This is a genomic window from Streptomyces beijiangensis, from assembly GCF_017315755.1.
Taxonomy (GTDB): Bacteria; Actinomycetota; Actinomycetes; order Streptomycetales; family Streptomycetaceae; genus Streptomyces; species Streptomyces beijiangensis.
Window position 1 is genome coordinate 1 of the sequence record NZ_JAFLRJ010000149.1, and the last position, 25,500, is coordinate 25,500.

The 25,500-nt window shown below is 68.9% G+C and carries 29 protein-coding genes; 11 read left to right on the forward strand and 18 right to left on the reverse strand.

The genetic code is table 11. The features are described 5' to 3' along the window. Nucleotides 1-445, reverse strand: a 445-nt coding sequence (locus tag J0695_RS16250) for a glycosyltransferase family 2 protein (RefSeq protein ID WP_372445780.1), incomplete at its 3' end; no start/stop codon positions are given. A gap of 104 nt (nt 446-549) precedes the next feature. Here J0695_RS16250 and J0695_RS16255 point away from each other — a divergent pair. The 7 genes from J0695_RS16255 (at nt 550) to J0695_RS16285 (ending at nt 7,748) form a co-directional block, all read left to right on the forward strand. Continuing rightward, a complete protein-coding gene (locus tag J0695_RS16255; RefSeq protein ID WP_206962766.1) occupies nt 550-1,977 on the forward strand; it encodes a tyrosine-protein kinase domain-containing protein in 1,428 nt (475 codons plus the stop codon). Beyond that, nucleotides 1,974-2,933, forward strand: coding sequence for a GDP-L-fucose synthase family protein (locus J0695_RS16260; protein WP_206962767.1), 960 nt, complete (start codon nt 1,974-1,976; stop codon nt 2,931-2,933). The genes J0695_RS16255 and J0695_RS16260 overlap by 4 nt, the downstream gene beginning before the upstream one ends. Next, nucleotides 2,900-3,418 (forward strand): arsenate reductase/protein-tyrosine-phosphatase family protein, encoded by a 519-nt coding sequence (locus tag J0695_RS16265; RefSeq protein ID WP_206962768.1) that lies wholly within the window; start codon nt 2,900-2,902, stop codon nt 3,416-3,418. The genes J0695_RS16260 and J0695_RS16265 overlap by 34 nt, the downstream gene beginning before the upstream one ends. Nucleotides 3,419-3,536: 118 nt before the next feature. Beyond that, on the forward strand, nt 3,537-5,396 hold the full coding sequence (dnaK, locus tag J0695_RS16270) for a molecular chaperone DnaK (RefSeq protein WP_206962769.1): 1,860 nt from the start codon (nt 3,537-3,539) through the stop codon (nt 5,394-5,396). After that, a complete protein-coding gene (gene grpE, locus J0695_RS16275) occupies nt 5,393-6,064 on the forward strand; it encodes a nucleotide exchange factor GrpE (RefSeq protein ID WP_206962770.1) in 672 nt (223 codons plus the stop codon). The genes dnaK and grpE overlap by 4 nt, the downstream gene beginning before the upstream one ends. A gap of 36 nt (nt 6,065-6,100) precedes the next feature. Then, entirely contained in the window at nt 6,101-7,291 is a 1,191-nt protein-coding gene (gene dnaJ, locus J0695_RS16280) for a molecular chaperone DnaJ (protein ID WP_206962771.1), read from the forward strand. 1 nt (nt 7,292) lies between these two features. Beyond that, the gene (locus J0695_RS16285; RefSeq protein WP_206962772.1) at nt 7,293-7,748 is read left to right on the forward strand and encodes a heat shock protein transcriptional repressor HspR; all 456 of its coding nucleotides are present in this window, start codon (nt 7,293-7,295) and stop codon (nt 7,746-7,748) included. A gap of 82 nt (nt 7,749-7,830) precedes the next feature. Here J0695_RS16285 and J0695_RS16290 read toward each other — a convergent pair whose 3' ends face one another. Continuing rightward, a complete protein-coding gene (locus J0695_RS16290) occupies nt 7,831-10,203 on the reverse strand; it encodes a PA14 domain-containing protein (protein WP_206962773.1) in 2,373 nt (790 codons plus the stop codon). Nucleotides 10,204-10,521: 318 nt separating this feature from the next. Between J0695_RS16290 and J0695_RS16295 the strand changes: the two genes are divergently transcribed. Together J0695_RS16295 and J0695_RS45430 are read left to right on the forward strand one after the other, a co-directional pair. Beyond that, the gene (locus tag J0695_RS16295; RefSeq protein WP_206962774.1) at nt 10,522-11,628 is read left to right on the forward strand and encodes a sugar ABC transporter substrate-binding protein; all 1,107 of its coding nucleotides are present in this window, start codon (nt 10,522-10,524) and stop codon (nt 11,626-11,628) included. Nucleotides 11,629-11,669: 41 nt separating this feature from the next. Then, nucleotides 11,670-12,347 carry a DUF4232 domain-containing protein gene (locus J0695_RS45430; protein WP_206962775.1) on the forward strand — a complete coding sequence of 226 codons (678 nt, stop codon included), beginning with the start codon at nt 11,670-11,672 and terminating at the stop codon, nt 12,345-12,347. On the opposite strand, the gene J0695_RS16305 is transcribed toward J0695_RS45430, so the two are convergent. Then, the gene (locus J0695_RS16305) at nt 12,322-13,335 is read right to left on the reverse strand and encodes an NADP-dependent oxidoreductase (RefSeq protein ID WP_242552742.1); all 1,014 of its coding nucleotides are present in this window, start codon (nt 13,333-13,335) and stop codon (nt 12,322-12,324) included. The two genes, J0695_RS45430 and J0695_RS16305, sit on opposite strands and share 26 nt — an antisense overlap. 71 nt (nt 13,336-13,406) lie before the next feature. Here J0695_RS16305 and J0695_RS16310 point away from each other — a divergent pair, with 71 nt between their 5' ends. Continuing rightward, nucleotides 13,407-14,414 (forward strand): GlxA family transcriptional regulator, encoded by a 1,008-nt coding sequence (locus J0695_RS16310; RefSeq protein ID WP_206962776.1) that lies wholly within the window; start codon nt 13,407-13,409, stop codon nt 14,412-14,414. Nucleotides 14,415-14,478: 64 nt separating this feature from the next. On the opposite strand, the gene J0695_RS16315 is transcribed toward J0695_RS16310, so the two are convergent. The 9 genes from J0695_RS16315 to J0695_RS16355 form a co-directional block, all read right to left on the reverse strand. After that, on the reverse strand, nt 14,479-14,733 hold the full coding sequence (locus tag J0695_RS16315; RefSeq protein WP_206962777.1) for a hypothetical protein: 255 nt from the start codon (nt 14,731-14,733) through the stop codon (nt 14,479-14,481). Next, a complete protein-coding gene (locus J0695_RS16320) occupies nt 14,720-14,944 on the reverse strand; it encodes a hypothetical protein (protein ID WP_206962778.1) in 225 nt (74 codons plus the stop codon). Before J0695_RS16320 ends, J0695_RS16315 begins: the two co-directional genes overlap by 14 nt. A gap of 15 nt (nt 14,945-14,959) precedes the next feature. Next, nucleotides 14,960-15,805 (reverse strand): peptidoglycan-binding protein, encoded by an 846-nt coding sequence (locus J0695_RS16325; protein WP_206962779.1) that lies wholly within the window; start codon nt 15,803-15,805, stop codon nt 14,960-14,962. Nucleotides 15,806-15,816: 11 nt separating this feature from the next. Then, nucleotides 15,817-16,461, reverse strand: a complete 645-nt coding sequence (locus J0695_RS16330) for a hypothetical protein (protein ID WP_206962780.1) — start codon at nt 16,459-16,461, stop codon at nt 15,817-15,819. Nucleotides 16,462-16,524: 63 nt separating this feature from the next. Beyond that, nucleotides 16,525-16,686 carry a hypothetical protein gene (locus J0695_RS16335; protein ID WP_206962781.1) on the reverse strand — a complete coding sequence of 54 codons (162 nt, stop codon included), beginning with the start codon at nt 16,684-16,686 and terminating at the stop codon, nt 16,525-16,527. Continuing rightward, a complete protein-coding gene (locus tag J0695_RS16340; RefSeq protein WP_206962782.1) occupies nt 16,683-19,061 on the reverse strand; it encodes a hypothetical protein in 2,379 nt (792 codons plus the stop codon). Before J0695_RS16340 ends, J0695_RS16335 begins: the two co-directional genes overlap by 4 nt. Continuing rightward, entirely contained in the window at nt 19,048-19,896 is an 849-nt protein-coding gene (locus J0695_RS16345) for a hypothetical protein (protein WP_206962783.1), read from the reverse strand. The genes J0695_RS16340 and J0695_RS16345 overlap by 14 nt, the downstream gene beginning before the upstream one ends. Before the next feature lie 8 nt (nt 19,897-19,904). Next, complete coding sequence (locus J0695_RS16350; protein WP_307798658.1) at nt 19,905-20,633, reverse strand: hypothetical protein; 729 nt, start codon at nt 20,631-20,633, stop codon at nt 19,905-19,907. Nucleotides 20,634-20,991: 358 nt separating this feature from the next. Further along, nucleotides 20,992-21,579, reverse strand: a complete 588-nt coding sequence (locus tag J0695_RS16355) for a hypothetical protein (RefSeq protein ID WP_206962785.1) — start codon at nt 21,577-21,579, stop codon at nt 20,992-20,994. A gap of 52 nt (nt 21,580-21,631) precedes the next feature. Between J0695_RS16355 and J0695_RS16360 the strand changes: the two genes are divergently transcribed. Further along, complete coding sequence (locus J0695_RS16360) at nt 21,632-22,021, forward strand: DUF3592 domain-containing protein (RefSeq protein WP_206962786.1); 390 nt, start codon at nt 21,632-21,634, stop codon at nt 22,019-22,021. Between the two features lie 65 nt (nt 22,022-22,086). Here J0695_RS16360 and J0695_RS16365 read toward each other — a convergent pair whose 3' ends face one another. The 6 genes from J0695_RS16365 to J0695_RS16390 form a co-directional block, all read right to left on the reverse strand. Further along, nucleotides 22,087-22,365, reverse strand: coding sequence for a hypothetical protein (locus J0695_RS16365; protein ID WP_372445781.1), 279 nt, complete (start codon nt 22,363-22,365; stop codon nt 22,087-22,089). Between the two features lie 113 nt (nt 22,366-22,478). Continuing rightward, complete coding sequence (locus J0695_RS16370; protein WP_206962787.1) at nt 22,479-22,787, reverse strand: hypothetical protein; 309 nt, start codon at nt 22,785-22,787, stop codon at nt 22,479-22,481. 93 nt (nt 22,788-22,880) lie between these two features. Beyond that, nucleotides 22,881-23,477, reverse strand: a complete 597-nt coding sequence (locus J0695_RS16375) for a phage tail tube protein (RefSeq protein ID WP_206962788.1) — start codon at nt 23,475-23,477, stop codon at nt 22,881-22,883. A 124-nt stretch (nt 23,478-23,601) separates the two neighbouring features. Then, nucleotides 23,602-24,003, reverse strand: coding sequence for a hypothetical protein (locus J0695_RS16380; protein WP_206962789.1), 402 nt, complete (start codon nt 24,001-24,003; stop codon nt 23,602-23,604). A 248-nt stretch (nt 24,004-24,251) separates the two neighbouring features. Next, entirely contained in the window at nt 24,252-24,440 is a 189-nt protein-coding gene (locus J0695_RS16385) for a helix-turn-helix domain-containing protein (RefSeq protein ID WP_206962790.1), read from the reverse strand. After that, complete coding sequence (locus J0695_RS16390) at nt 24,437-24,943, reverse strand: hypothetical protein (RefSeq protein ID WP_206962791.1); 507 nt, start codon at nt 24,941-24,943, stop codon at nt 24,437-24,439. Before J0695_RS16390 ends, J0695_RS16385 begins: the two co-directional genes overlap by 4 nt. Nucleotides 24,944-25,500: the final 557 nt, after the last annotated feature.

Below are 25,500 nucleotides of genomic sequence, written 5' to 3' on the forward strand. Positions count from 1 at the left end.
GCGCGGCCGACGCCACCACGACGTACTCGGGCCGCGCCCGGGTCGCGCCGACGATCACCGCGTCCCCGCCGCCCGCCCCGCCGCCCGCCGAGCCGACGGCCGCCGCGGTGTCCAGGAGGACGGAGAGCGCGTCCGCGTCCAGCACCACGTCGTCGTTGAGCCAGAGCTGGTGGTCGAAGTGCGGGGCGCCCGACATCCGGCTGTTGCGGCTGGCCAGGCGCATGCCGTGACCCCAGTAGACGTCCGGGCCGACCTCCATCACCTCGACGCCGGGGTGCGCCGCGCGGACCGCTCCCGCCGTGCCGTCGCTGCTGCCCGCGTCCACGAGGTGGGTGCGGACCACCGCGGAGACGGAGTGCTGTCCGGCGAGGGCGGTGAGCGCGGAGAGGGTCTTCTCGCGCCGGTTGTGGCTGGTCATCAGTACCGCGATCTGGGGTGGCTCCACGGGGACTCCTCGCCTTGAGCACCCCATCATTGCCGGACAAATGACTCATAAGTGTCTAGCCTGGCCGGGCGCGCTCCCCCGAACGACCCGATGAGGTGCACAGCTTGGAACTCCGGAGCATTCTGCGAGCACTGGCCCGCAGCTGGCCCGCCGTCGTGGCCTGTGTCCTGCTCGGCGCCGCCGCCGGCTGGGCCGCCACCGCCATGACCACGCCCGTCTTCCAGGCGCAGGTCCAGCTCTTCGTCTCCGCCCGGTCGACCGGAGGAGGTGAATCGGGCAACGACACCGCCCAGCTCCAGCAGGGCAGCAGCTTCTCGCTGGCACGCGTCCAGTCGTACGCCGCCATCGTGACGAGCCGTCAGGTCACCGCCCCCGTCGTGAACACGCTCCACCTGGACGCCACTCCGGAGGAGCTGGCGGGCCGTATCACCGCCGAAGCGCCGCTCGGCACCGTCCTCATCGACATCACCGTCAGCGACACCGACGCCCGCAGGGCCGCCGAGACCGCCGACGCCGTGGCCGTCCGTTTCGGCGACGTGGTGGAGCGGCTGGAGACCCCGGACGGCTCGGACAAGTCCGCCGTCAAGCTGGGCGTCACCCAGACCGCCGCCGTCCCCACCGCCCCCGTCAGCCCGCGGCCCGGCCTCAACCTCGCCGCAGGGCTCCTCGTCGGGCTGCTGCTCGGCACCGGGCTCGCGCTGCTCAGGGAGATCCTGGACACGACCTTCAAGTCGGCCAACGCACTGGCCGAGTTCACCGGGCTCCCGCTGCTCGGATCGATCCCGTACGAGAAGCCGGACGACGGCCGGCCGCTCACCTCAGGCACGGTCGGGCACTCGGCGCGCGCCGAGGCCTTCCGTCATCTGCGCACCAATCTGCAGTTCGCGCAGATCGACGACCGGCCGCGGGTCGTCGTCGTCACCAGCTCGCTGCCGGGCGAGGGCAAGACCAGCACCGCCGCGGGCCTCGCGCTCTCCCTCGCCGAGACCGGCACCTCCGTCTGTCTGGTCGACGCAGACCTGCGGCGGCCGTGCGTGGCCCGCTCCTTCGGGCTCGTCCAGGACGCGGGGCTGACCAGCGTGCTCATCGGCCAGGCGCGCACCGACGAGGTGATGCAGCAGGCCGCGGGCCGCCTCGCCGTCCTCACCAGCGGACCGATGCCGCCCAACCCCACCGAGCTGCTCGCCTCCGAGCGGATGGGCGAGATCCTGCGCGAACTCGCCGACCGCTACGAGCTCGTGATCGTCGACAGCGCTCCGCTCCTGCCGGTCGCCGACACGGTGGGGCTCGCGCCGCTCGCCCAGGGCACGATCCTGGTCGTACGGGCAGGAAAGACGCCCCGCGACCGCGTCGTCGCCGCCGCCGAAGCCCTGCGTACGGTGGGCGGCCGCACCCTCGGAACGGTCTACTCCATGGCGCCGCTCACCAAGCGCGCCGGCTACGGATACGGCTACGGCGACCCGTCGGCCGGACAGCAGCTCGCCGCCCCGCCGCGCCCGCGCGCGGGCGCCGTGAAGGAGGAGGCCCGATGAGCGGTGCGACGGGGCGACTGGACCGGACCGCCCGCGTCCATGTCGCCGGTCACCGCGGCCTGGTCGGCTCGGCCGTCGTACGGGAGCTGCGCCGCGAGGGCTTCGGCGACCTGCTCCTGCGCACCTCGGGTGAGCTCGACCTGCGCGACCGCGAGGCCGTGCGCGCCCTGTACGCCGCCGAGCGCCCCGCCGTCGTCATCCTGGCCGCCGCCCGCGTCGGCGGCATCGCGGCCAATGCCGCGCGCCCTGTCGACTTCCTCTCCGACAACCTCCGCATCCAGCTGAACGTCCTGGACGCGGCCCGCGAGTACGGCGTCGGGCGGCTCCTCCTCCTCGGCTCCAGCTGCATCTACCCCAAGCACGCCCCCCAGCCGATCCCCGAATCGGCCCTGCTCACGGGCCCCCTGGAGCCCACCAACGACGCGTACGCCATCGCCAAGATCGCCGGCATCGTGCACATCCAGGCGGTGCGCCGCCAGTACGGCCTCCCGTACATCTCCGCCATGCCCACCAACCTCTACGGCCCGCACGACAACACCGACCCGCGCACCTCGCACGTCCTGCCCGCGATACTCCGGCGCACCCATGAGGCGCAGCTGCGCTCCGCCCCGTCGATCACCCACTGGGGCAGCGGCACCCCGCGCCGGGAGTTCCTGCACGCGGACGACCTGGCGCGGGCCTGCCTCTTCCTCCTGGAGCGGTACGACGGGGACGACCCGGTCAACGTCGGCACCGGCGAGGACCTGGCGCTGAGCGAACTCGCGGAGCTGGTCGCCGGGGTCGTCGGCTACCGCGGGACCATCACCTGGGACACCACCAAGCCGGACGGCACCCCGCGCAAGCTGCTCGATGTGACCCGCATCAGCGCCCTCGGCTGGAAGCCCGAGACCAGTCTGCGCGACGGCATCGAGGAGACATACGCATGGCTGAAGACCGTGACGACGCCCGTGGGCTGACGGTTCTCTTCGTCTGTACGGGCAATATGCACCGCTCCGTCCTCGCGGAGCGCCTGCTCGCCCCACGGCTCCCCGGCGCCCGGGTGAGCAGTGCGGGCACCGAGGCGGGGGAGGTGGTGGGAATGGACCCCGCCACCCGTTCTGTTCTCCGTCAACTGGGCGGGGACGACCGGGAGTTCGTGTCGCGGCGGCTGACCGCCGCGCTGGTGGCCGGGTCGGACCTCGTACTCGGGATGGAGCGGGAGCACCGGGAGGCGGCGGTGCGCCTCTCGCCCGTGTCGATGCGCCGGTGCTTCACGTTGAAGGAGTATCTGCGGCTGGACGGCGACGCGGGGCGCCGGGGCACGGTGGCCCCCGTACCGGCCGCGGCGGACGGGGTCGCGGATCCGTGGGGGCAGCCGTATGACGTGCTGCACGCCTGCGCGGAAGAGGTCGACGGGCTGACGGCGAACATCGCCGCCCTCCTGACCAGGGGAAACGCCTAGTTGCGCGTAAGGGATGAATAAGAGTTGAGTGGGGTCGACTCAGCTCTGTTGACGGGCGCGGATCTCTCGTGCATCCTTGAGTCAGTTCCACTCAAGTCAGTCAGCTGGAGGATTCACCATGGCACGTGCGGTCGGCATCGACCTGGGCACCACGAACTCAGTCGTCAGCGTTCTCGAAGGCGGCGAGCCCACCGTCATCACCAACGCAGAGGGCGCCAGGACCACGCCGTCCGTCGTCGCCTTCGCCAAGAACGGCGAGGTGCTCGTCGGCGAGGTCGCGAAGCGCCAGGCAGTCACCAACGTCGACAGGACGATCCGTTCGGTCAAGCGCCACATGGGCACTGACTGGAAGATCGAGATCGACGGCAAGGGCTTCAACCCGCAGCAGATGAGCGCCTTCATCCTGCAGAAGCTCAAGCGTGACGCCGAGGCGTACCTGGGCGAGAAGGTGGCCGACGCGGTCATCACCGTCCCGGCGTACTTCAACGACTCGGAGCGCCAGGCGACCAAGGAGGCCGGCGAGATCGCGGGTCTCAACGTCCTGCGTATTGTCAATGAGCCGACGGCGGCCGCCCTGGCCTACGGGCTCGACAAGGACGACCAGACCATTCTCGTCTTCGACCTCGGTGGCGGCACCTTCGACGTCTCGCTGCTCGAGATCGGCGACGGCGTCGTCGAGGTCAAGGCCACCAACGGTGACAACCACCTCGGTGGTGACGACTGGGACCAGCGCGTCATGGACTACCTGGTGAAGCAGTTCGCCAACGGTCACGGCGTGGACCTGTCCAAGGACAAGATGGCGCTCCAGCGTCTCCGCGAGGCCGCGGAGAAGGCGAAGATCGAGCTGTCGTCCTCGACCGAGACGTCCATCAACCTGCCCTACATCACGGCGTCCGCCGAGGGCCCGCTGCACCTGGACGAGAAGCTCACTCGCGCCCAGTTCCAGCAGCTCACGGCCGACCTGCTGGACCGGTGCAAGAACCCGTTCCACAACGTGATCAAGGACGCGGGCATCGCGCTCTCCGAGATCGACCACGTCGTTCTCGTCGGTGGCTCGACCCGTATGCCCGCCGTCGCCGAGCTCGTCAAGGAGCTCACCGGCGGCCAGGACGCCAACAAGGGTGTGAACCCGGACGAGGTCGTCGCCATCGGCGCCTCGCTCCAGGCCGGTGTCCTGAAGGGTGAGGTCAAGGACGTACTGCTCCTCGACGTCACGCCCCTGTCTCTCGGTATCGAGACCAAGGGCGGCATCATGACCAAGCTCATCGAGCGGAACACGACGATCCCGACCAAGCGGTCCGAGATCTTCACCACCGCCGAGGACAACCAGCCGTCCGTCCAGATCCAGGTCTACCAGGGCGAGCGCGAGATCGCGGCGTACAACAAGAAGCTCGGTATGTTCGAGCTGACCGGTCTGCCGCCGGCCCCGCGTGGTGTCCCGCAGATCGAGGTCGCCTTCGACATCGACGCCAACGGCATCATGCACGTCGCTGCCAAGGACCTCGGCACCGGCAAGGAGCAGAAGATGACCGTCACCGGTGGCTCCTCGCTGCCGAAGGACGAGGTCAACCGGATGCGCGAAGAGGCCGAGCAGTACGCGGACGAGGACCACAAGCGCCGCGAGGCCGCCGAGTCCCGCAACCAGGGCGAGCAGCTCGTCTACCAGACCGAGAAGTTCATCGCGGACAACGCGGACAAGGTCCCGGGCGACGTCAAGGCCGAGGTCGAGGAAGCCATCACCGAGCTGAAGGAAAAGCTCAAGGGTGAGGACACCGCCGAGATCCGTACGGCGACCGAGAAGGTTGCCGCCGTCTCGCAGAAGCTCGGCCAGGCGATGTACGCCAACGCCGACCAGGGTGCCGCCGCTGCCGGTGACGCCCCGGGCACCGAGCAGGCCGCCGACGCCGCGGACGACGTCGTGGACGCCGAGATCGTGGACGACGAGAAGCCCGACTTCGGTAAGGGTGGCGCCGCATGACCGAGGAGACTCCGGGCTTCGACGAGAAGTCCGACGTCCCCTCCGGCGCCAACCCCGGTGACGCCGAGTCGAAGGCTGCCGAGTCCGACCTCGCCTCCGCTGCCGCGGAGAAGGAGTCGGGCCCGGCGGCCCCGGCCGGGGACGTATCCCAGGACGTCGCTCTGACTGCTCAGCTGGACCAGGCACGCAGCGCGCTCGCCGAGCGCACCGCGGACCTCCAGCGGCTGCAGGCGGAGTACCAGAACTACCGCCGCCGTGTGGAGCGGGACCGGATCACGGTCAAGGAGATCGCTGTCGCGACCCTCCTGACCGAGCTCCTCCCGACCCTCGACGACATCGGCCGCGCCCGTGAACACGGCGAGCTGGTGGGCGGGTTCAAGTCGGTCGCCGAAGCGCTGGAGACGGTCATCGCGAAGATGGGCCTCCAGCAGTTCGGCAAGGAGGGCGAGCCCTTCGACCCGACGATCCACGAAGCCCTGATGCACTCGTACGCGCCCGACGTCACCGAGACGACGTGCGTCGCGATCCTGCAGCCGGGGTATCGCATCGGCGAGCGCACCATCCGTCCCGCGCGTGTCGCGGTGGCCGAGCCCCAGCCGGGCGCGGCGGCGAAGACGGACGAGGCTTCGTCGTCCGACGAGGACAGCAGTGGCTCGGACGAGGGCTGAAAACACAGCAGTTGACCGGAAGGAGGGACGTCGGGGATGAGCACCAAGGACTTCGTCGAGAAGGACTACTACAAGGTTCTCGGCGTCCCGAAGGACGCCACCGAGGCCGAGATCAAGAAGGCGTACCGGAAGCTCGCCCGCGAGTTCCACCCGGACGCCAACAAGGGCAACGCCGAGGCGGAAGAGCGCTTCAAGGAGATCTCCGAGGCGAATGACATCCTCGGGGACCCCAAGAAGCGCAAGGAGTACGACGAAGCGCGTGCTCTCTTCGGCAACGGCGGGTTCCGGCCCGGACCCGGCGCAGGCGGCGGGAACTTCAACTTCGACCTGGGAGACCTCTTCGGAGGCGCCCAGGGCGGGGGGCAGGGCCAGGGCGCCGGCGGCTTCGGCGGCGGCCTCGGGGACGTCTTCGGAGGCCTCTTCAACCGGGGCGCAGCAGGCGGTACGGGCACGAGGGTGCAGCCGCGCCGCGGCCAGGACATCGAGTCCGAGGTGACGCTCAGCTTCACCGAGGCGGTGGACGGGGCGACCGTTCCCCTCCGTATGTCCTCGCAGGCACCGTGCAAGGCGTGCTCCGGCACCGGCGACAAGAACGGCACACCCCGCGTGTGCCCGACCTGCGTCGGCACGGGCCAGGTCTCGCGCGGCAGCGGTGGCGGGTTCTCCCTCACCGACCCGTGCGTCGACTGCAAGGGCCGCGGCCTCATCGCCGAGAACCCCTGCGAGGTCTGCAAGGGCTCGGGGCGCGCCAAGTCGTCGCGGACCATGCAGGTCCGTATCCCGGCCGGCGTGACCGACAGCCAGCGGATCCGGCTGCGCGGCAAGGGCACTCCCGGAGAGCGGGGCGGCCCGGCGGGCGACCTGTACGTGGTCGTGCACGTCGACGCCCACCCGGTCTTCGGCCGCAAGGGCGACAATCTCACCGTCACGGTGCCGGTCACCTTCACGGAGGCGGCACTCGGCGGCGAGGTCAAGGTTCCGACGCTGGGCGGCCCGGCGGTCACGCTGAAGCTCCCGGCAGGCACCCCCAACGGGCGCACGATGCGCGCCCGCGGCAAGGGCGCCGTGCGCAAGGACGGCACCCGCGGGGACCTGCTGGTCACCGTCGAGGTGTCCGTACCGACCGAACTGGACGACAAGGCGCGCGAGGCGCTGGAGTCGTACCGCGAGGCGACCGCGGAGCAGGATCCGCGGGCGGAGCTGTTCGAGGCCGCGAAGGGAGCATGAGATGGACGGCCGACGACGTACCAACCCTTATGAACTGACCGACGAGTCACCGGTGTACGTCATCTCGGTCGCCGCTCAGCTCTCGGGTCTGCACCCGCAGACCCTCCGCCAGTACGACCGCCTGGGCCTGGTCTCTCCCGACCGCACGGCCGGGCGGGGTCGGCGCTACTCGGCCCGCGACATCGAACTGCTGCGTACGGTGCAGCAGTTGTCGCAGGACGAGGGCATCAACCTGGCCGGCATCAAGCGCATCATCGAGCTGGAGCACCAGGTCGCCGCCCTGCAGTCCCGTGTCGCCGAGCTTTCCTCGGCGGTCGACGGTGCGGCGGCGGCGATGCAGCAGCGCGAGGCGCAGGTGCACGCTTCCTACCGGCGCGATCTGGTGCCGTACCAGGATGTGCAGCAGGCGAGCGCGCTGGTGGTGTGGCGGCCGAAGCCGAAACGGTTGCCGGAGTAAGGCAGTTGGGCATGACATGGCATGGCTGAGGGCCGTCACCCGGGTGGGTGGCGGCCCTCAGCCATGTCTGCCGGACACCAGGTCAGAGCCAGGAGTCCCAGATGCCGTAGGCCTGCTGCCTGACGACCTTCTCGCTGCCCGCCGAGTCGGTGTACACGGCCCGGTAGTAGTACAGCCCGAGCCGGTTTCCGTTCACCGTCGCGTCCATATGGGAGGCCGGGGCGTCGACCTTGCCCGTGGCGAACACGGTCCAGGCGCCGGCGGCCGCGTCCCACCGCTCCCAGCGGTAGTCGGTGTAGTCACCGCAGGGGATGTCGTCGAAGGCGACCCCGCAGCGGACATGGAGATCCGGGTACTGGTCCTCGCGGACCTCCGTGCCGCTCCAGCCCGGCGGCCGGGTGTCGGGCAGCGTGACCGTGATGTCGGAGGTGTGGAATTTCTCCGGCCCGAGGTACTCGAGCTGGGCGTCGGTCGCGGCGATCCGGTAGACGTGCTCCTGCCCGTCGGGGACCGTCGGGCAGAGGATTTCGGTCGGGGCCAGTGACTGCCCCTGCCAGCAGTTCTTCGTCCAGACGGTTCCGCCGGTGTCCGGGTCGGTCGTGCCCTGCCACACGTAGTAACCCTGAACGTCGTCGTCGGCGGGCGGCGTCCAGGTCAGACGGACGCCGAGGGGGATCTGCTCGGCGGTCAGGTTCTCGACCGGGGCCGGGCGCACGGTGTCCAGAGTGGTGACCGCGGACGCCTCACTGGGCTGCGAGGCGTGTCCGTACGCGTCGAGTGTCACGATCCGGTAGGTGTACGCCGTCTCCGACTCGCCCGAGCGGTCGGTGCAGTCTCCGTCGGCGACCCGGCTACCGGCGGCGAGGGCGGGGTCCACGCCGTCGGCGAAGTGGGTATTGACGATCGGGGTGCACGGATCCATCGTCGTGCTCCCGGTCACCACGTCGGTGCGCAGGATCCGGAACGAGGGGGGTGCGGTGTCGCTGACCGACCAGGGGTCGGCGGCACGCCACTGCACATTCACGCCCGACCTGAAGGCAGAGGTGACGAGCCGGTACGGGGGAGCCGGCTCGGGGCGGTCGGCCATCGACAGGGCGATCTCCGCCGGGGCCGAGGCGTTGCCCTTGGCGTCCACGGAGCGCACCGCGTAGCGGTAGGTGTCGGTGACCGCGAGACGCTGGCGCGGCACGACGTCCGTCAGCGCGGTCGACGAGCCCTTCACGAGCGCGTCGAGATATCCGCCGGTCGCCGGGTCGTACTGGAGGACCTGGTACGAAGCGGCTCCTGACACGAGGGACCACACCAGGTGAGGCACGCCCGCCCGGTAGTCCACGCGCGCGTCGGCGACGGGCGCGGGCGGCGTCAGGTCGGAGGTGGTGAAGGTGGTGGCGGCCGAGTACGCGGACCAGTTCCCGGCGGCGTCGCGGGCCCGTCCCCGGTAGGTGACCTCGCTGCCGTCGGCCCGGTGACCGGTGTCGCAGATAGCGCCCTTGGAGCCGGTATACACGGTGGTCCAGGCGTGGGAGACGGGGTCGAGGCGCTGCATCTCGTACCCGGTGATACCAGCCTGGTTCGCGGCCGTGGTGACGAGTTCAGGGGCGGCGTACGGCTGGTCGGCCGGGCAGGAGTCCATCTCGACGAACGGTGCTGCGGGCGGGGTCTTGTCGATGGTGGTGACCGGCATGTCCGCCGTGCCGGCGGACTCGCGGCCCGCCTTGTCGTAGGCGCGGGCCTCGTAGTAGAAGACCTGGCCCGTGGGCGGCGGGGTGTCCGCGTACGACGTCGCCGTCGTCTGCGCGACCCTCGTGTACGCCGACGTGCCCTGGAGGCGGCGGTAGACGCGGTAGCCCGCCAGGTCCATCTCCGGGTTCTTCGCCCAGTTCACCGTCGCCTTGCGGGTGGTGGCGCTGTACGCCGCCTTGATCCCGGCGGGGGTGAGGGGCGCGGTCTTGTCGACCGTGGCCGAGGTGCGGGGCGCGTACGAGAACGTGACGTTCGCGTTGCCCGTCCATGCCGCGAAGTCGATCCGCAGGGTGTGCCTGCCCTTGGGGATCGTGAGGTTGAGCGTCTTCTTCTGGGTCGTCGAGACGTTCTTCCAGACGTCGATCTTGCGGACGCCGTCGACGTACACCCGTATACCGTCCTGTGACTGCGCGGTGAAGGCGAACGGGCCGCCGGAGCCGAAGTCGCGGGTGACGGTCCAGCGGATGGAGAAGTTGTCCTTCGCGATGCCCGAAAGAGGTGTGCCGGCGCGGTAGTTCTGGTTGATCGCGTCGTCGCAGTCGGTCTTCCTCGGCTTGCCCGACAGGCCCGTGTTGGCGAAGAAGTCGCGCTTGAAGTAGTTGGGCTTGCAGGTCAGGGTCGTTGCCGCGGCATCGGCGACAGCGGGCAGCGCGAAGCCTGCGAACGCCGTCACACCGGCCGTCAGCAGGGCGGTGCGGTAACGCCTGGTCATGGAGATGAGGGCTGCTCTCGACTGGTCAGGGTGGCACCAGGGTGTGGGGGGAGCGCCGGGATGCATGATTCCACGGGGTGTGACGTGCGGCAATGGCGTGATCGGAGGGTCACCCGGGGGTCACCCGGGCCTCCGGGCTCCTTTGTGTTCTCACAGAAGAAGCACAGAATGCTGTTGCCATCTCGTTAAGCGGATACTCATTGACGCTGGAGTGAAGGGCGCGTTGGCTTTCAGCCACCTGGGTCGCAGTGCTGCACCCTTGTCCGGAAGGCACGTGTTGTGAACACCTGTACCACCCATAACACCCATAAGGCCCGTATGCGCCGCGCGACCATAGCCCTGGCCTCCGCCATGGCGGCCGTCTCGCTGTCCGCGTGCAGTGTCGTCGACAGCATCGGTGGCGCCGACAGCTCGGCGAGCCCCAAGAAGGGCGACGACATCACGGTGGGCCTGCTCCTTCCGGAGAAGGAGAACTCCCGTTACGAGAAGTTCGACTACCCCATCATCAAGAAGCAGGTCGCGGAACTCACCAACCAGAAGGGCAAGGTCACGTACGCCAATGCCGAGGCGGACCCCGGCAAGCAGAACACCCAGCTCCAGCAGATGATCGACGCCAAGGTCGATGTGATCCTCCTGGACGCGGTCGACTCCAAGGCCATCGCGAGCGGTGTGAAGAAGGCGAAGGACGCGGGCATCCCCGTCATCGCGTACGACCGGCTGGCCCAGGGGCCGATCGACGCGTACATCTCGTTCGACAACGAGCTGGTCGGCGAGGTGCAGGGCAGGGCCCTCATCGAGGCGCTGGGCACCCGCGCGGCCAAGAGCAAGGTCGTGATGATGAACGGCTCGGCGTCCGACCCGAACGCGGCCCAGTTCAAGGCGGGCGCCCTCTCCCAGCTCCAGGGCGTGGTGCAGATCGTCAAGTCGTACGACACCAAGGGCTGGAAGGTGAAGTACGCCAAGGCCAATATGAAGGATGCGATCTCCGCCGTCGGCCTGGGTGACATCGATGCCGTGTACTCCGCCAACGACGGTCTGGCGGGCGCCGTGATCGACACCCTGAAGACCGCGGGTGTCAGCAAGGTCCCGCCGGTCACCGGCCAGGACGCGGAGCTCGACGGGGTCCAGCGGGTGATCTCGGGCGACCAGTACATGAGCGTGTACAAGTCGTACCCGGACGAGGCGTCCGCCGCCGCCGAGTTGGCCGTCTACAAGGTGCAGGGCCGCGGGATCGAATTCGAGGCCCTCACCGGCGACCTCGTCGACAGCCCCACGAACAAGGGCATCCCCTCGCGGATGGTCCCCGTGGTCACCCTCAAGAAGGACAACATCAAGGAGACCGTCGTGCAGGAAGGCATCTACACGGTCAAGCAGATCTGCACGGACAAGTACAAGTCGGACTGCGCCGCCATCGGTCTGAAGTAGCCCCATGACAGCGGCGGAGGCGTCGGGGGATGATCAGGGACGTGACTACTCCCGTACGCCGGTCCGTGCCCGCCTCCGCTGCCCTCGCCGCCCTCGCGCTGCTGACCGCCGTGGGTGCGACGGGCTGCGGGAGTTCGCCGAAACCGATGTCGGCGGTGGCGACGGACGGCGCCAGGCCCGCACCGTCGTCGTCCTACCTGGTGCATGCCGACAAGCTGCCCACTCCGGGCGGTACTTCGGCGACCCAGGCCCCCTACGGCAGCGCGACGCTGCCCGAGTACCGCCCCTCGGAGCAGCCGAAGGCCGACTGTTCCGCCGAGCCGGGGCTCGTGATCAAGACCGAGTTGGTGAACGCCGCCATGGGCCTGCGCTCCATGACCTTCACGCTCACCAACTGCAGCGGCCGCCCCCTCGCCCTCAACGGCTACCCGGACCTGCGGGTCCTGGACGCGGACCGCAAGCCGGTCACGCCCCGGGCCACCCCTTCGCCGTACGGGAAGAAGCCCGCCCCGGTCACCCTGCTCTCCGGCGAGACGGCGACGTCCTCCGTGATCTGGCGGAACACGGTGACCGACGCGAACGTCACCGCCACCGTCGGTACGTATCTCTTGATCGCCCCGGCGCGCGGCGACGCGACGCAGACCGTGAAGTCTGGTGAGCCGCTCGACCTCGGCAACACCGGGAAGGCGCAGGTCAGTCCGTGGGCGCGGCAGCAGTAGAAGTAGCAGTTGCAGTTGCAGTTGCAGTTGCTGCCACGGTGAGGACGATCTTCCCGGTCGTACGGCCCGACTCGCCGATCTCATGGGCCTTGGCCGCCTCCGCCAGGGGCAGCACGGTGTCGATGGCGACGCGCAGCTTTCCGGCCTCGACGAGTGCGGTGATCTCGCTGAGCCCGGCGTGGTCGGGTTCGACGATGCTGAAGACGGCCCGAAGCCCCAACTCGGCTGCCACCGGGCCAAGTGCGGCCTCTTCCGGGGACGCGATGGACAGCACGACGCCACCCGCGCGCAGCGTCTTCAGCGACCGAGGGCCGTACTCCCCTCCGACGGCGTCCAGCACGATGTCGATGTCCGACACGGCGTCCTCGAACGGCGTCTGCGTGTAGTCGACGACCTCGTCGGCGCCGAGCGCGCGCACGAAGTCGTGCTTGGCGGCGCGGGCCGTCCCGATGACGTACGCCCCCCGCGCCTTCGCGATCTGGACGGCGAGGTGTCCGACGCCGCCCGCGGCAGCATGGATGAGGACGCGCTGCCCTTCCTGTACGTCGGCCGACTCCACCAGCGTCTGCCAGGCGGTGAGCGCCGCGACGGGCAGTGCGGCGGCCTCCACGTGGGACAGCCCGGCGGGCTTGCGGGCGAGGTGGCGGGCGGGGGAGACGACGAACTCGGCGTAGGCGCCTGCCGGCCGGGGCAGCAGCGGCATGCCGTACACCTCGTCGCCCGCCTGGAATCTGGTCACCCCGAGGCCGACCTCCTCGATCGTCCCCGAGACGTCCCAGCCGAGCGGCACGGGCGCGCCCCCGGTCAGGCCGCCGCTGGCCCGGTGCCACCAGTCGGTCGGGTTGACGCCCGCCGCGTGGACGCGGACCAGCACCTCGGCGGGGCCGGGCGCGGGGCGCTCCACCTCGACGAGCTTGAGGACTTCGGGTCCGCCGAGGGTGTCCTGGCGGATGGCGTGCATGGTGGCGGTGGTCTCTGCGTTCGTCATGTGCACCAGCCTGCGGGAGAGATCACGCACCTTCGAGTGGCCAGATGGCCACAGTGTGGAAGGATCTGGCCATGCCTACCGTCGCTCCGCACCGCGTGGTCGTCCTCGCCCTCGAAGGCGTCTACCCCTTCGAACTGTCCATCCCGGTAAGGATCTTCGGCACGGCGGAGGCTCCGGACGGATCGCCGCTGTACGAGGTGATCACCTGCAGCGTCGATGGCGCCCCGGTCCGCACCAGCGCCGACTTCACGATCAACGTCGAGCACGGCGCGGAGGCGATCACGACCGCCGACACCCTCGTCATCCCGCCCTTCGCCTGCGGCTCGACGGAGGAACGCGACTGGCTTCCGGCCCCGGTCGCGGCAGCCCTGGCCAGCCTCCGTCCGGGCGCACGGATCGTCTCGATCTGCACGGCGTCGTACGTCCTCGCCACCGCAGGACTCCTCGACGGCCGACCGGCGACGACGCACTGGAACGATTCGGAGGACTTCCAACGCGCCTTCCCTCAGGTCAAGGTCGACCCGAACGTCCTGTTCATCGACGACGGCGACGTCCTGACGGCGGCCGGCGTCGCGGCGGGCATCGACCTCTGCATGCACCTGCTCCGCCGCGACCACGGCTCGGAGGTGGCGAACCGGGTGGCCAGGCTCTGTGTCGTACCGCCGTGGCGGGAGGGCGGCCAGGCCCAGTACATCGAACGCCCGCTCCCTGAACCGGCCGCCGCGAAGACGACGGCGACCCGGGCCTGGGTGCTGGGCGAGCTCCAACGCCCCATTGCACTGGGCGAGTTGGCGTCCCACGCCCGTATGTCCGTCCGCACCTTCACGCGCCGTTTCCGCGAGGAGGTCGGCATGACCCCGGGGCAGTGGCTGACCCAGCAGCGGGTGGAGCGGGCCCGCCGCCTCCTGGAGACGACGGACCTGGGCGTGGACCGGGTGGCGGAGGAGGCGGGCTTCGGCACGTCGGCGTCGATGCGGCAGCATCTGGTGGCGGCGATCGGGGTGTCCCCGATGGCGTACAGGCAGACGTTCAGGGCGGCGAACGACCGGGTTGCGGTCTCGGTGCCGGTTCCTGTGTGAGGTCACGACGAAAGGGGCCGGGCGCGGGGATCCCCCGCGCCCGGCCCCTTCGGGTCCGTGCCCCTCACCTTCCTCCGGCCTGCCACAGGGTCACTGCCAGTGCCGCGCACGAGGTGGCCGCCGCCAGGGAGGGCAGCGGCCACCGGGCGCGTTCGAGGGCGTCGAGACGGTCCTCGTGTTCGCTCAGCGTCTTGTCGGTCTGGTCGGCGCGCTGGAGAAGCAGCGCCAAGTCGCCCCGGGTGGTGGCGAATCCGACGTCCACGGAACGGCGCAGCCGCTCCAGCTCGATGGCGACGCCGGTCGCCTCAATCCCCGACATTCGCACCTTCCTTCCGCAGCCAGCCGGGCAGCAGGCGCTCCACCGCCGGGACCGCCATCAGCCGGCTGACCGCAGCGGAGACCGCCACCGCGACGGCGATACCCGGAAGGCCGGCGGCCGCAGGGTCCTGTGCGAGCAGTGGCACGGCTGCCACCAGGGCGAAGAGGGTCTGTACGGCGGTGCGTACGGCCCTGCGCGTGGGCTCGGTCATGGGCGGTGTCCCTTCTCAGAGGTGCGGGACGCGCAGCTTGTCCCAGCTGGCGCGCCCCGGAATGCCGTCGGCCGCGCTGCCCGTGTAACCGAGCCTGCGCTGCCAGGCGGCATACGAACGGCGGTCGGCCTCGCCCCACACAGGACCGGGGCCGACCGTGTAGAGGCCGCACCCCTCTGCGTTCAGCCGTCTGCCGACGGCCGTGATGAGGGGGCTGTTGCGGCCGGGGCGGAAGAACGCGGCGCCGGGGAATGCGACGTACGGCGGTGGTGTCGAAGGCGCGGTGCCGATGCGCGCGCCGATCCTGTCGCGCATTCCCGGCATCGAGAACGACGGGTCGATCTTGCGCCGGGTCCACTCCTTGTGGCCGATGACGCTCGCCGCCGACCAGCCGTGCGCGCGGCAGAGAGCAGCCGACAGCCTTTCCACGGCGTCGAGTTGGGCCGTCGGATACGGGTCTCGGCCATCACCCCGGTTCTCGATCTCGAACCCGTAGAAGCGGGAGTTGCCGTCCACGGTGTCGGGCCCGGTGGACGGCAGCGGCTTCTCGGCCTGTACGGCTGCGAGGACGGCGGAGGAGCCCGAACCGGCGTGGTTCGTGCGCCCGTACCCGACGAGATGGATGGTGCCGTCCTTGGTGATCAGCCCGATGCAGAGCGGACCGGGAAGGTCCGGAGTGCCGGCCCGGCAGAGCGCGAGGCTGTCCGTGCCCGCTGTGTGGTGCAGCATGACTCCGGCCACCGGACCCCAGGCGCCCTTGTGATTCCGGTTGTGGGTCTGCCAGTTGCCGTGTTCGGAAACGCGGACGCCCTCGCCGCGCAGTGCGCGGGCGAGGGCGTCGGCGGACAGAGGTGTCGCCATCGGACCAGTCCTCACATCAGGGGGGTGACAGTGACGAAGCGGTTGGTGAAGGTGACCGTGGAGGTGGCCACGGACGAGCGGGCGGCGAGGGTCGCGGTGTACGCGCCGCCCGCGCCGAGGCCGGTGACCTGGAACTCGGTGGAGGCCGAGCTCTGGTTCGTACCGCTGACGATCGCTGCGCGGGTGTCGGCGGCGGCGAGCACGGACGTCGTACCCGACTTGAGGACGGCGGAGAGAAAGGACGAGGCCGTCGCGACACTGTTGCTGATCCGGCCACCGACCCGGACCAGGACGGATCCGGACGGCGGTGCCGTGAAGGAGGCGATGGTGGGGTCTCCCGTCGACCCGGTGAGCGTCTCCGCATACGTGATGGACGTGGTGGTGCCGGTGGTGGTGTTGGCCTTGTGGGAGGGGCCGGGCGCGACCAGGGCCCAGTTCGTGCCGGTGTAGTAGAAGAGCCGGCCGGGGCTCGCCAGCCAGGCGATCATGCCGGCGACCGGGGCGTTGACCTTGGCGTCGCGGGTGGCGGCGTCGGCGAAGCGCAGGACGGTGCGGCCGTCCACGGCTTCGGCGAGCGACTGGAGGTGGAGCGGGACGTTGGCTGCGTCGGTGGGCTGGGGGTAGGGAAGGTTTCCGAGCAGCGTGAGCTGGGCCATGGCGAGGGCCTCCTGGGCGAAGGAATGATTAGGTACGAATGCGGCGGAACGAAGAGGGACTGGTCAGGCGTCCATCGGCGGAGGCAGGACGTCGAGCGGCGGGCCGTCGTCGCCCTCCCTGGCTGCCGGGCTGTCGACGAGAACGGGCAGAGCGGCGTTCTCGCTCCCGCCGGTGTCGTCAGCCACGGGCAGGTCGTCGACCGGTCCTTGCGGTTGCTCACTCACTGCACACCCCCGGGCGTGTCCACCAGCTCGCGATAGCTGATCTTCGTGACGGTCAGGGCGTCGAGCGTGGTGTACTGCGCGGTCACCTGGCTGTAGGTGCGCTGGGTCCCGTAGCGGGGATCGACCGGTGCGTCAGGTGTCAGTCCGCTGTCGAGCGGGACACCGTTGTACGCGGTTCCGCGCAGCGTCAGGGTCTGCTGAGGGGCAGCGCCGGCCTGGCAGGTGACCTTTGAACCGACCACCCAGGCAAGGGTGTTGAGTCTCGCCCCGGCCGAGTCGATCACCCGTACGGCATCCCCGAGCTGGATGCGCGGATCATGGAGCACCTCCACCTCCCCGAGCACCGGGACCGGAAAGCGTCCGGCATCGAGCATCGCGTGCGAGAGGTCGGAGGCGGCCGTCGCGCTCTGCACCCATTCACTGGCGGGCGCCTGGTACTGCTGCTTTCCGTAGTAGTACTGGCTGGTGGTGTTCCACCACGCCCAGGTGCGCTGCCTGGGATCGGCGCCGCGCTTGATGGGGATGATCTGCACCGACGGCTTGCCGTCCTTGGTGACCGTCCAGACGGTCGCCGTGCCGTAGTTGATGAACCGCACGATGTAGTACGGGCCTTCGTGCCGGGCGCTGACCGTGACACTGCCCTTCACCGAGGTCCCGCCGGTGGCCGCGCTGCCGAAGCGGACCCGATGGCCGGTGATCGGAGCGGCATCGTCGTCGATCTGCAGGGGGCCGATGTCGCACTCGTCCTCGGCGAGCGCATAGGTGACCTCCACGATCTGTCCGGCGCCGATCTGCCGTATCGAGGTGTCGGGCACCGCGTCCCCGGCCACGGCGCCGATGCCGGACCAGTCCTGATAGGGCTGTTCGCAGTAGTTCCGGCAGGCGTCGATCTCTTCGCCGACGGTCAGCGCCGCGATGCTGCGCCGGGTGGTGACCGTGACGTCCGGTTCGGCGGGTACGGACGCGAATCGTCCCGGCCCCTTCCATCGGAAGATGCCCTGCTCGTCGAATTCGGCGGTGGAGAGGGTGGCACGCGCGATCTCCGTGATCGCGTCCCACTGGGAGCCGGCGATCTTCGGCACGTCGAAGAGCGGCACCCCGGCACCGTCCAGCACCGCGCCCTTGGCCCAACGGCCGGTCTGCTCCCACTCGTTGCGGGTGTACGAGTCCAGATCGGGCCAGGACTGATCCGTGACCTGCAGGCACTCGACAGGCATGTCGGTCTTGAGGTCGACACGCTGAAGCTCCGAGGCGGGCTGCGCGGCGGACGCGTCCACATAGGTGTTGGGAGTACCGGCGATGTACTCCCCGTCCGGTGCGGTCAGCCGCGGCTTCACCGTGGCCAGCACGCCCCCGCCGGAAGCAGCTGCCCGGGTGTCGACCGCGAAGCCGATGTGCCAGGCGCCGCGGAGAGCGGCGAGTTTGCTGAAGGTCCACTGGAAGTACCAGGCGGCGCCCCCGGTCTTGCCCGCCTCGATCCGGATGATCCCGGTGGAGATGTCGAAGGTCCCCTTGTAGTAACCGGACGCCCCCGCACTCCGGTCGAAGACCAGGGTGAGCTCGACCAGACTGTCCTTCGCGAGTGCCGTGTTGACCCAGCACTCGGCCTGGAACACCTTCCCCTGGACGACGAAGCGCGAGCGCGGCATCCAGGAGACCGCGAGACCGGCCGCCTTGGGCCGGAGGGCCATCTCGTACGGTGCGCCGTCCCGTATCCAGTCGTACGCGGAAGGGGAGGGCAGCGTCTCCGGCTGGCCGTAGCTGGCGTTGAACCCACCGTGCAGCGACGCGTACAGCACCGTGAACTGCTTGGACGTGTCATTGCTGACGGAGGGCGCGCGAGGCGGCGGGCAGGAGTGGATGTCGCCTTGGCGCAGCAGCTCGTCCACGCACCAGGTCGCGGTGGCGACCGGCTGCCCGTAATAGAAGCCGTGGTACGGCCGCGGCAGCGCGGCGGGCCCGCGCAGCCGCTCCGCCCCGTCCAGCGCCTGCACGGTCACGGTGTCGCTGCCGGAGGCGGCGGTGCGCGAGCGCACGGTGCCGCGGAAGGCGGGCAGGGTGCGCTCGCCGACACCGGCGGCGTGGACGACGGACTGGCCGGGGCGTACGGCGTCCCCGGTGGCGCGGCCGGCCCACGCCGAGTACAGCTGGGGCGCGGGCACACCGTCCGTACCGCCGAGCTGGATCTCCAGCTGGGCGGATGCGCTGCCGGAGACGGCGCGCATGGCTTCGGGGAGGTCGGTGCTGTAGGCGCGCTCGACGGTCCAGGCCTGGACCTGGCCACCAACCTCCTTTCCCCCCACCCGGGTTGAGTGCGAGATGGACCGATCGGGAGCGTCGAGTGCCGCGTCGAGCACTTCGTCAGAGGACTGCACTGTTCACCTCCACCAGATCGATGCTGATGCTGCGGTACGGGAGCCGGGCGGCGGGCGTGTCGGTGTATCCGGTGACGGACATCGCCGGGCACCCGTCACCGAGCGCGAAGGCCACCGGCTGCTCGCCGATGGTCAGGCAGGCCCCGGCAAGTCCGGTCATCCCGGTCGCCCCCGGTCCGCCGACGGGGGTCACGAAGGCGGCGCCCGCAGGGGCGGTGGCGGTGACGACGGAACCGGTGACGGAATCGGTGCTCAGATACGCCCCGTCCACGTCCTTCCAGTCCAACTGGGCGGTCGCGACAGCCGAAATCCAGTCCGGCGGCACCATCCACGAGACCTGCATCCCGGGCACGACGGGCCACCCGGTCCAGACGCCGTGCCGCCAGCCGATCCGGGTGGCCGGGTCCTGGCAGTCGCCGACGACGGTGTCCCCGATGAAGGGGCTGATGGTGATGGCCCCCTGCACGGTGAACCACTGATCGGCCCCGCCGGCCTCACTGCTCTGCCCGGCGGCCTGATACGGATCGAGGAGATTGACGGAAGCGGGATCGAGCACGACGACGGGCCCGGCTCCCGCGTTACGCGAACTGCCTGTCATCCCAGGCCCGTTGATGCGGCGCGCGATCCGTACGAGATGCTGTGCGTCGGCCGGCTCCATCGAGTCCCACGACAGCTTCAGCCGACGTGAGGAGCGAGCGGGCGCGACGGTGGTGATCCGCCCCTCCAGAGACTTGAACTCACTCACATTGAGCTCGGCGCTCCGGTCCCAACTACGGGCCGCCTGCGATATCTCCCGCAGCAGCCCGGGCTTGCCTATCCAAAGATTCCTGGCCATGTCTGCTCTCACCTCCGGGCGAGCTGGCGCTGTCCGTTGAAGACGGCGCGAGCGATGGTCTGGGAGTCCACATCGACGTGCACGGGCCGCTCGGCGAGCTGCTCGACGGCTGCCGCGAGTCGGTGCAACGCGGCACCGCCGCCCGGGTGCTGGCCGAGCATGCGCTCCAGCTTGGAGAGCGGGATGACGGCCTCGTCCTCGCCGCCCTCGCCGATGAGCGAGAGCATGCCGCCCGAACGGGCGCGTACGACACCGCCGTTGGCCAGATGCGGCACGGGCACCTGCGGCAGGTTGAACTCGAACTTCCTGCCGCCGTACTTCGGGATCCAGCTCGGGACCGAGACATGGATCGTGCCCAGCGAGGAGGCGAGGGCGTTGTACGCCCTCGCGATGCCGGCGATGGGCATGAGCATCGCGTTCCCGTAACCCTTGACGATCGGCAGGATCGTGTTGACCGCGTTCTTGGTCGCGGACACGATGGCCTTCCAGGCGATCACCGCGCCTTTCTGCACCAATGCAATGATCTTGTCCATATTGACGAACTTGCTGATCAGCGGGGCGAGCAGCGTCATGATCAGCCCGAAGGCATTGGCCTTCATGGCGGTGTTGAGCCCCTTCTGGGCGAGGGACGCCCCCTTGAGTCCCTTCCCGAGCCCGCCCATGGACTTACCGGTCCCGTCCGCTCCCTTGCCGGCCTTCCCGACGGATTTCTCGACCGCATCGGCTTGGGACTTCACATCCTTGAGCGCCTTGTGGGCTCCTCCTGCGGCACCCTTGAGCTTGTCGAGCGAAGCCTTGAACTTGTCGGTTCCGCTTCGGGCCTTCCCTATTCCGCTGTCGGCCTGGGACGCTGCGGTCTTGACGTTGCGGAGCCCAGCTGTACTTTGGCCGGCAGCAGTTTTCAGCTTCCCGAATGTGGGGCTGAGCCTGTCCGTTCCAGATTTCAATCGACTGAGTGCTGGAGTGGTCTGCCCTACGGAATCCTTTATCTCGCGAATCGCTGTCTTTGCGCCTCGGGAGCCGCTGGAGAGTTGGCGAAACGCACTATTTGCGTTCTTGATGCTCTGCACGAGTGACATGCGGGTGTCTCCTCTCCTAATTTATGCGTCGTTCGATATCTGTCAGGAGGTCCAGGAAGGCGTCCATATCGGAAACAACTCTTCGAGTGCCGGTCTGGAGTGACGTAATCTCGCGGTTGGTTCGGACTACTGCATCGTTCTGCCTGGCCATCCGAACGTGAAGGCCTTCGAATTGCGCCCTGACTCGATGGTCGAGCTGGCGAACGGAATCCTTGGCCTTTGATGCCGATTCCTTCGCTGTGGACGCGGAATCCCTCACCTTGGCGAGTGCTTCCTCGGTGATCGGTGCTGGACTCTCGACAGGGGGTTTGACCTTTTTGATCATATTTGTTACATAAGGGCCGATGATTGTGTTAAGCGAGGGGACGCCTGGTATTTGGACCCCTGCAACCGTAAGGCCCTTTTCGTCATATTTTATGAGCGATGGGTCAAATTTGAAAGCTTGCATTGAGGCTGCTGATGCCTGAATGCCGGCGGTCTTGTGCACCTGGGCTTCGCCCAAGAATTTGGTGACGGTGGATCTGGCTTCTCGGGCCGCGGTATCTTGAACCTGCTCCATTAGGGCAGATAGTGGCTGTAGTGTTTGTGTGGGCTGATAGGACATGGGATCTGCCTTCTGTCTGCAACATTGATCCGTTTATCCAGTGGGGGGGCCGATGGGTGTATGGGTGCTGTTCTTGCTATTCCTCAGCGTGACGCTGCGATCTCTGTTGAAGGAACGGGCGATTGATCAACTGATTGCGAACGGACTGCGCGCGGATGCGGTATGCGAATTCATTAAGTGGGACGAGGGGAATGCGTCCAGTGTTTGCTATTTCACGACGGTAAACGGAGCTCGAGCAGAGGTTGCATCTGCCGCGAGCGACAGGCCGCTTTTGCAGCCCGGAGAAATGGCAGAAGTTGCGTACGACGCAGACAATTCACGCCATGCCGTTCTGCTCGCCGACAGGAATAACCGGCGTGGTGAAATGAGGGTTGTCGCGGCCTTGTTCGGACTCGCCAGCGTGGTCACTGCGGTAGTAGGGTTGATCAAAGCGTTTGTTTGAGGACTCCGAACCGGAGCCTCCGGGCAGGCTCCGGCCGGTGGGCAGGCGGAGGATGACTCCGGGAGTCAGCCCGCGAAGAACTGGGACAGTTCCGCCGGGCTGGGGTTGCGCGGCACGGCCTTCGGCGCGGATCCGTCGAGCGGGGGAATCTCCTCCGTGATGCCCGGACGCCGCAAGGGTGCTGGGTACTCCAGCGGTTCCTCGTCCTCGTCCCGGTTGACTGTGGCGAACATCCAGTTGGCCTCTGCCAGTTGGTCGACCACGTACGCCAGCAGGTGATCGGTAGCGGTCCAATCGGCGGCCTCGCCGTGGATCGCCCGGGCCAGCGCGCTGTCGCGCGGCATGTGCTGCACCAGCACCGCGAGCCGGCGTGAGCTCAGCCGGCCGCGGTGCCAGTCCAGCAGGTCGACGCCGTAGTGGCGGAGCAGATCCGCCTCGAGCGCCTCGGCGTGCTCGTCTACGAGCTCACCGAGGCCGAGTCTTCCCCCAGGCCGAGCCCGGTCTCCTTGCCGTACGCCTCAAGGATCGCCCCGATGTCCTGCATCGTGACGGCGTGGCGTCCGAAGCGGGCGAACTGCTGCTCACCCAGGAGGAGTCGGAGCAGGCCGTCGACGTCGTTGTCGTCGAGGGCGCGCAGCTGGTGGGCGACGGTGCGGTCGAGCTCGGTGGGCAGCTCGAAGCTGTCCTCGTCGAGCTCGAAGGTCCATGCCCGGCCGAGCGCTTCGAGGCGCTGGGCGCGGGCCGCGTTGACGTTGAATCCGGCCATCGTGGGCTCCAGTTCGTGGGCGGGTAGGCGAGAGGGGGCGGGGGTCCGGCACGCGGCACGCGCGCCGGACCCCCTGATCGTGCGGGCCGGGATTTAGGCGTACGACCCGTCCTTCATCAGCCAGTACGCGAGCGGCTTGGTCGGGTCGTCCTGGCCGACGGCCGTGAAGGTGACCCCGAGCTTGATCGCACCGGACCGGGTGAGCGACAGCTCCTCGGTCTCGGTCACCTGGCCACGGGGGACGATGAAGCGGTACGCCACCGCCGTGGTGCCGTTGTAGTCCGTGAACTCGAAGCCGAGCTGGCGCTCGTCGGACTGCGGGTTGGTGGCGAGGTCGTAGCGGTAGGTACCCGCCTCGGCCGGCGTCGCGGCAACGGCCGCCGCGCCACCGCCCATGAAGAACGGCAGCGTGTCCTTGTTCAGCTGGAGCAGCTGGAACTTCACGGTCAGGTCGCGGTCGGAGTAGATGAACCGCGCCGGGCTCACCGACTGCCAGGTGTCGACCGGATCGATCTTGTCCTTCTTGTTGAACTTGATGCCGTCCGTGGTGGTGTACCCGAGCTCGACCCACCCCGTGGGCCACGGCACGGTGGTGTCGACCGGAGCGGCCGACGGGGTGGCGCCCGCCTTGCCGACCAGGACCCTGCCGGTGCCAGCTACGCGGATTTCCTTGCCACTGTTGCCTGCCATGCGAACTCCCAATGATTCAGCTGGATATGTGGATACGCGGATACGCGGTGGTGCGGTGGTGCGGACATGACTCAGGCCCCGCCTTGCGGCAGGGCCCGTATGCGGGGTGTGCTCTGTCGCCGCCTCAGCCGAGGTGGAGCAGCAGTCGCACGGTGAAGAGGTAGCGGTTGCCGGCGGGCCGGTTGTAGTCGGGCAGCCAGCGCGGACCGTCCGTCTCGATGACGTCGGATACGGCCGAAGTGCCGTACACCGTGCCCGCGAGCTCCATTACGCAGGCCCGGGCGGCCAGGGCGACGGCGTGCGCCGTCGTCTTGTCCGGGCCGTACACCTCCAGGTCGAGCAGCGGCTGGTCGAGATGCTGGTCGTCGACCCAGGCACCGCCGACGCGGGAGACGAGGACGGCCTTCTGGGTGCCGTCGAACCCGGCGGGCGGGCGGTTGTCGACCACCGAACCGGCGAGCTCTGCCCGGTTCTTGAGGAAGTCGACGACGAGCCGTTCCGCGTCGGGGAAGGTCAGGATGCTCACATGGACGCTCCCTGTCTGTCTGAGGGGCGGATGGGGTGTGTGCGGGTGTGTGCCGTACAGCGACGAGGGCAACACAAAGCGGCAGGTCCGCCGCCCGTTTCGTGGGCGCAGCTCTGCCGCTGCTCCAAGTGTGATCCAGGTGCGCCGATCCCGCAACTCGCTTGAGTCCAGGGGAAGTTGAGAGTCCTGAGACACAAAAAGAGAGGGCCCCGCCGCAATGGCGGGACCCTCTTTCGTCGTCGGCCGACTCAGCTGCTCGTACCTCTCCGGCGGACTGCCCGCTCGGCGGCGAACACGTCCTCCAGCCGGTACAGGAGCCGCCGTCCTTGCCGGCCGGCGGCCCGCAGGTGTCCCAGCTGCACCCACTTGCGGATGGTGGCGGGTGAGACGTCGACCTCGATCGCTGCGAGGTCCCCGGAGATCAGTGCCGTGCTCACGCGGCGTCCCCCTCCACCGTGTGCCGACACGAGGGGTTCACACACATCACGGCGGCCCGCTCGGGGAACGCCCGCAGTGATACGGAGTCGCATGCCGGGCACCGCCCCGGCAGCCGCACCATCTGCTCAGGGTCCCCGAGGAGCCGGGCGCAGCGCCGGGCCATGCGGCGGGTCTCCTCCTCCACATGGGCGGCCAAGTCCGGGTGTTCGTCGATCCGGTCGAGGAGGCCGGCGATCCGGCGAAGCCTGTTCGGTACGAGTGCCGGGGTCGCGGGGCGCAGGCCGAGGCGTTCCCGTACCGCCTCTTCCAGCTCCACCACCCCGTCGGTGATGTCGCGCAGCGCGTCCGACACGTGCAGTCGCACCGGCGCGATCGTGCCTCCGACCGGACCTCCGCCGTGCCGCTCGCGCAACCGGCGACCGGTGCTGGGCACGAGCTCTTCCAGGAGTTCGGGGAACCGCTGTATCAGCGAGTTGATCCACACGGCACTGCCCGCGCTCATCGTGCGACCTGCTTGACCTCGCGGCCGTTGCGCCACAGGCGCCCGCCGCTCACTCCGTCGAACCAGGTGTGCGCGGGGTCGACCACGGCCTCGCACTCCCTCTTGATGGGGCACTGATTGCAGGCGCGCAATACGGGCTCGGCCTCGGAACGGAGTCGTGAGAACACGGAACGTTCGGGAAGATTGGCGCAGGCGGCTGCTCTGCGCCAGTCGAGCTGGGTATTCGTATGGGAATAAGCCCTGGTCGTAGCCATTGTGGAAGCTTTGGTCTGCGTAGACATGTGCAACCCCTCCCCGCTCATGCGAACATAAGTTCGAACGTTGCGAATGCGTGATCAGAGTTACATGGTGCGAGCGCGTACGCAACTAACTACGGACTGTTGGTGGTGTCGATGTGAGGACCCAATTGCCCTTCTGTGTGGGTATGTTGACCAAATCTTCACTGCTGCGCGCGAGCGCGCACTTCGTTACGTGCGTGCACGATCGATACGATGTCCCCGCGACGAGGGGAGAGCGGTCATATGGGTTCCAGCGCGCGGGCCAGCGCTCGCAACGAC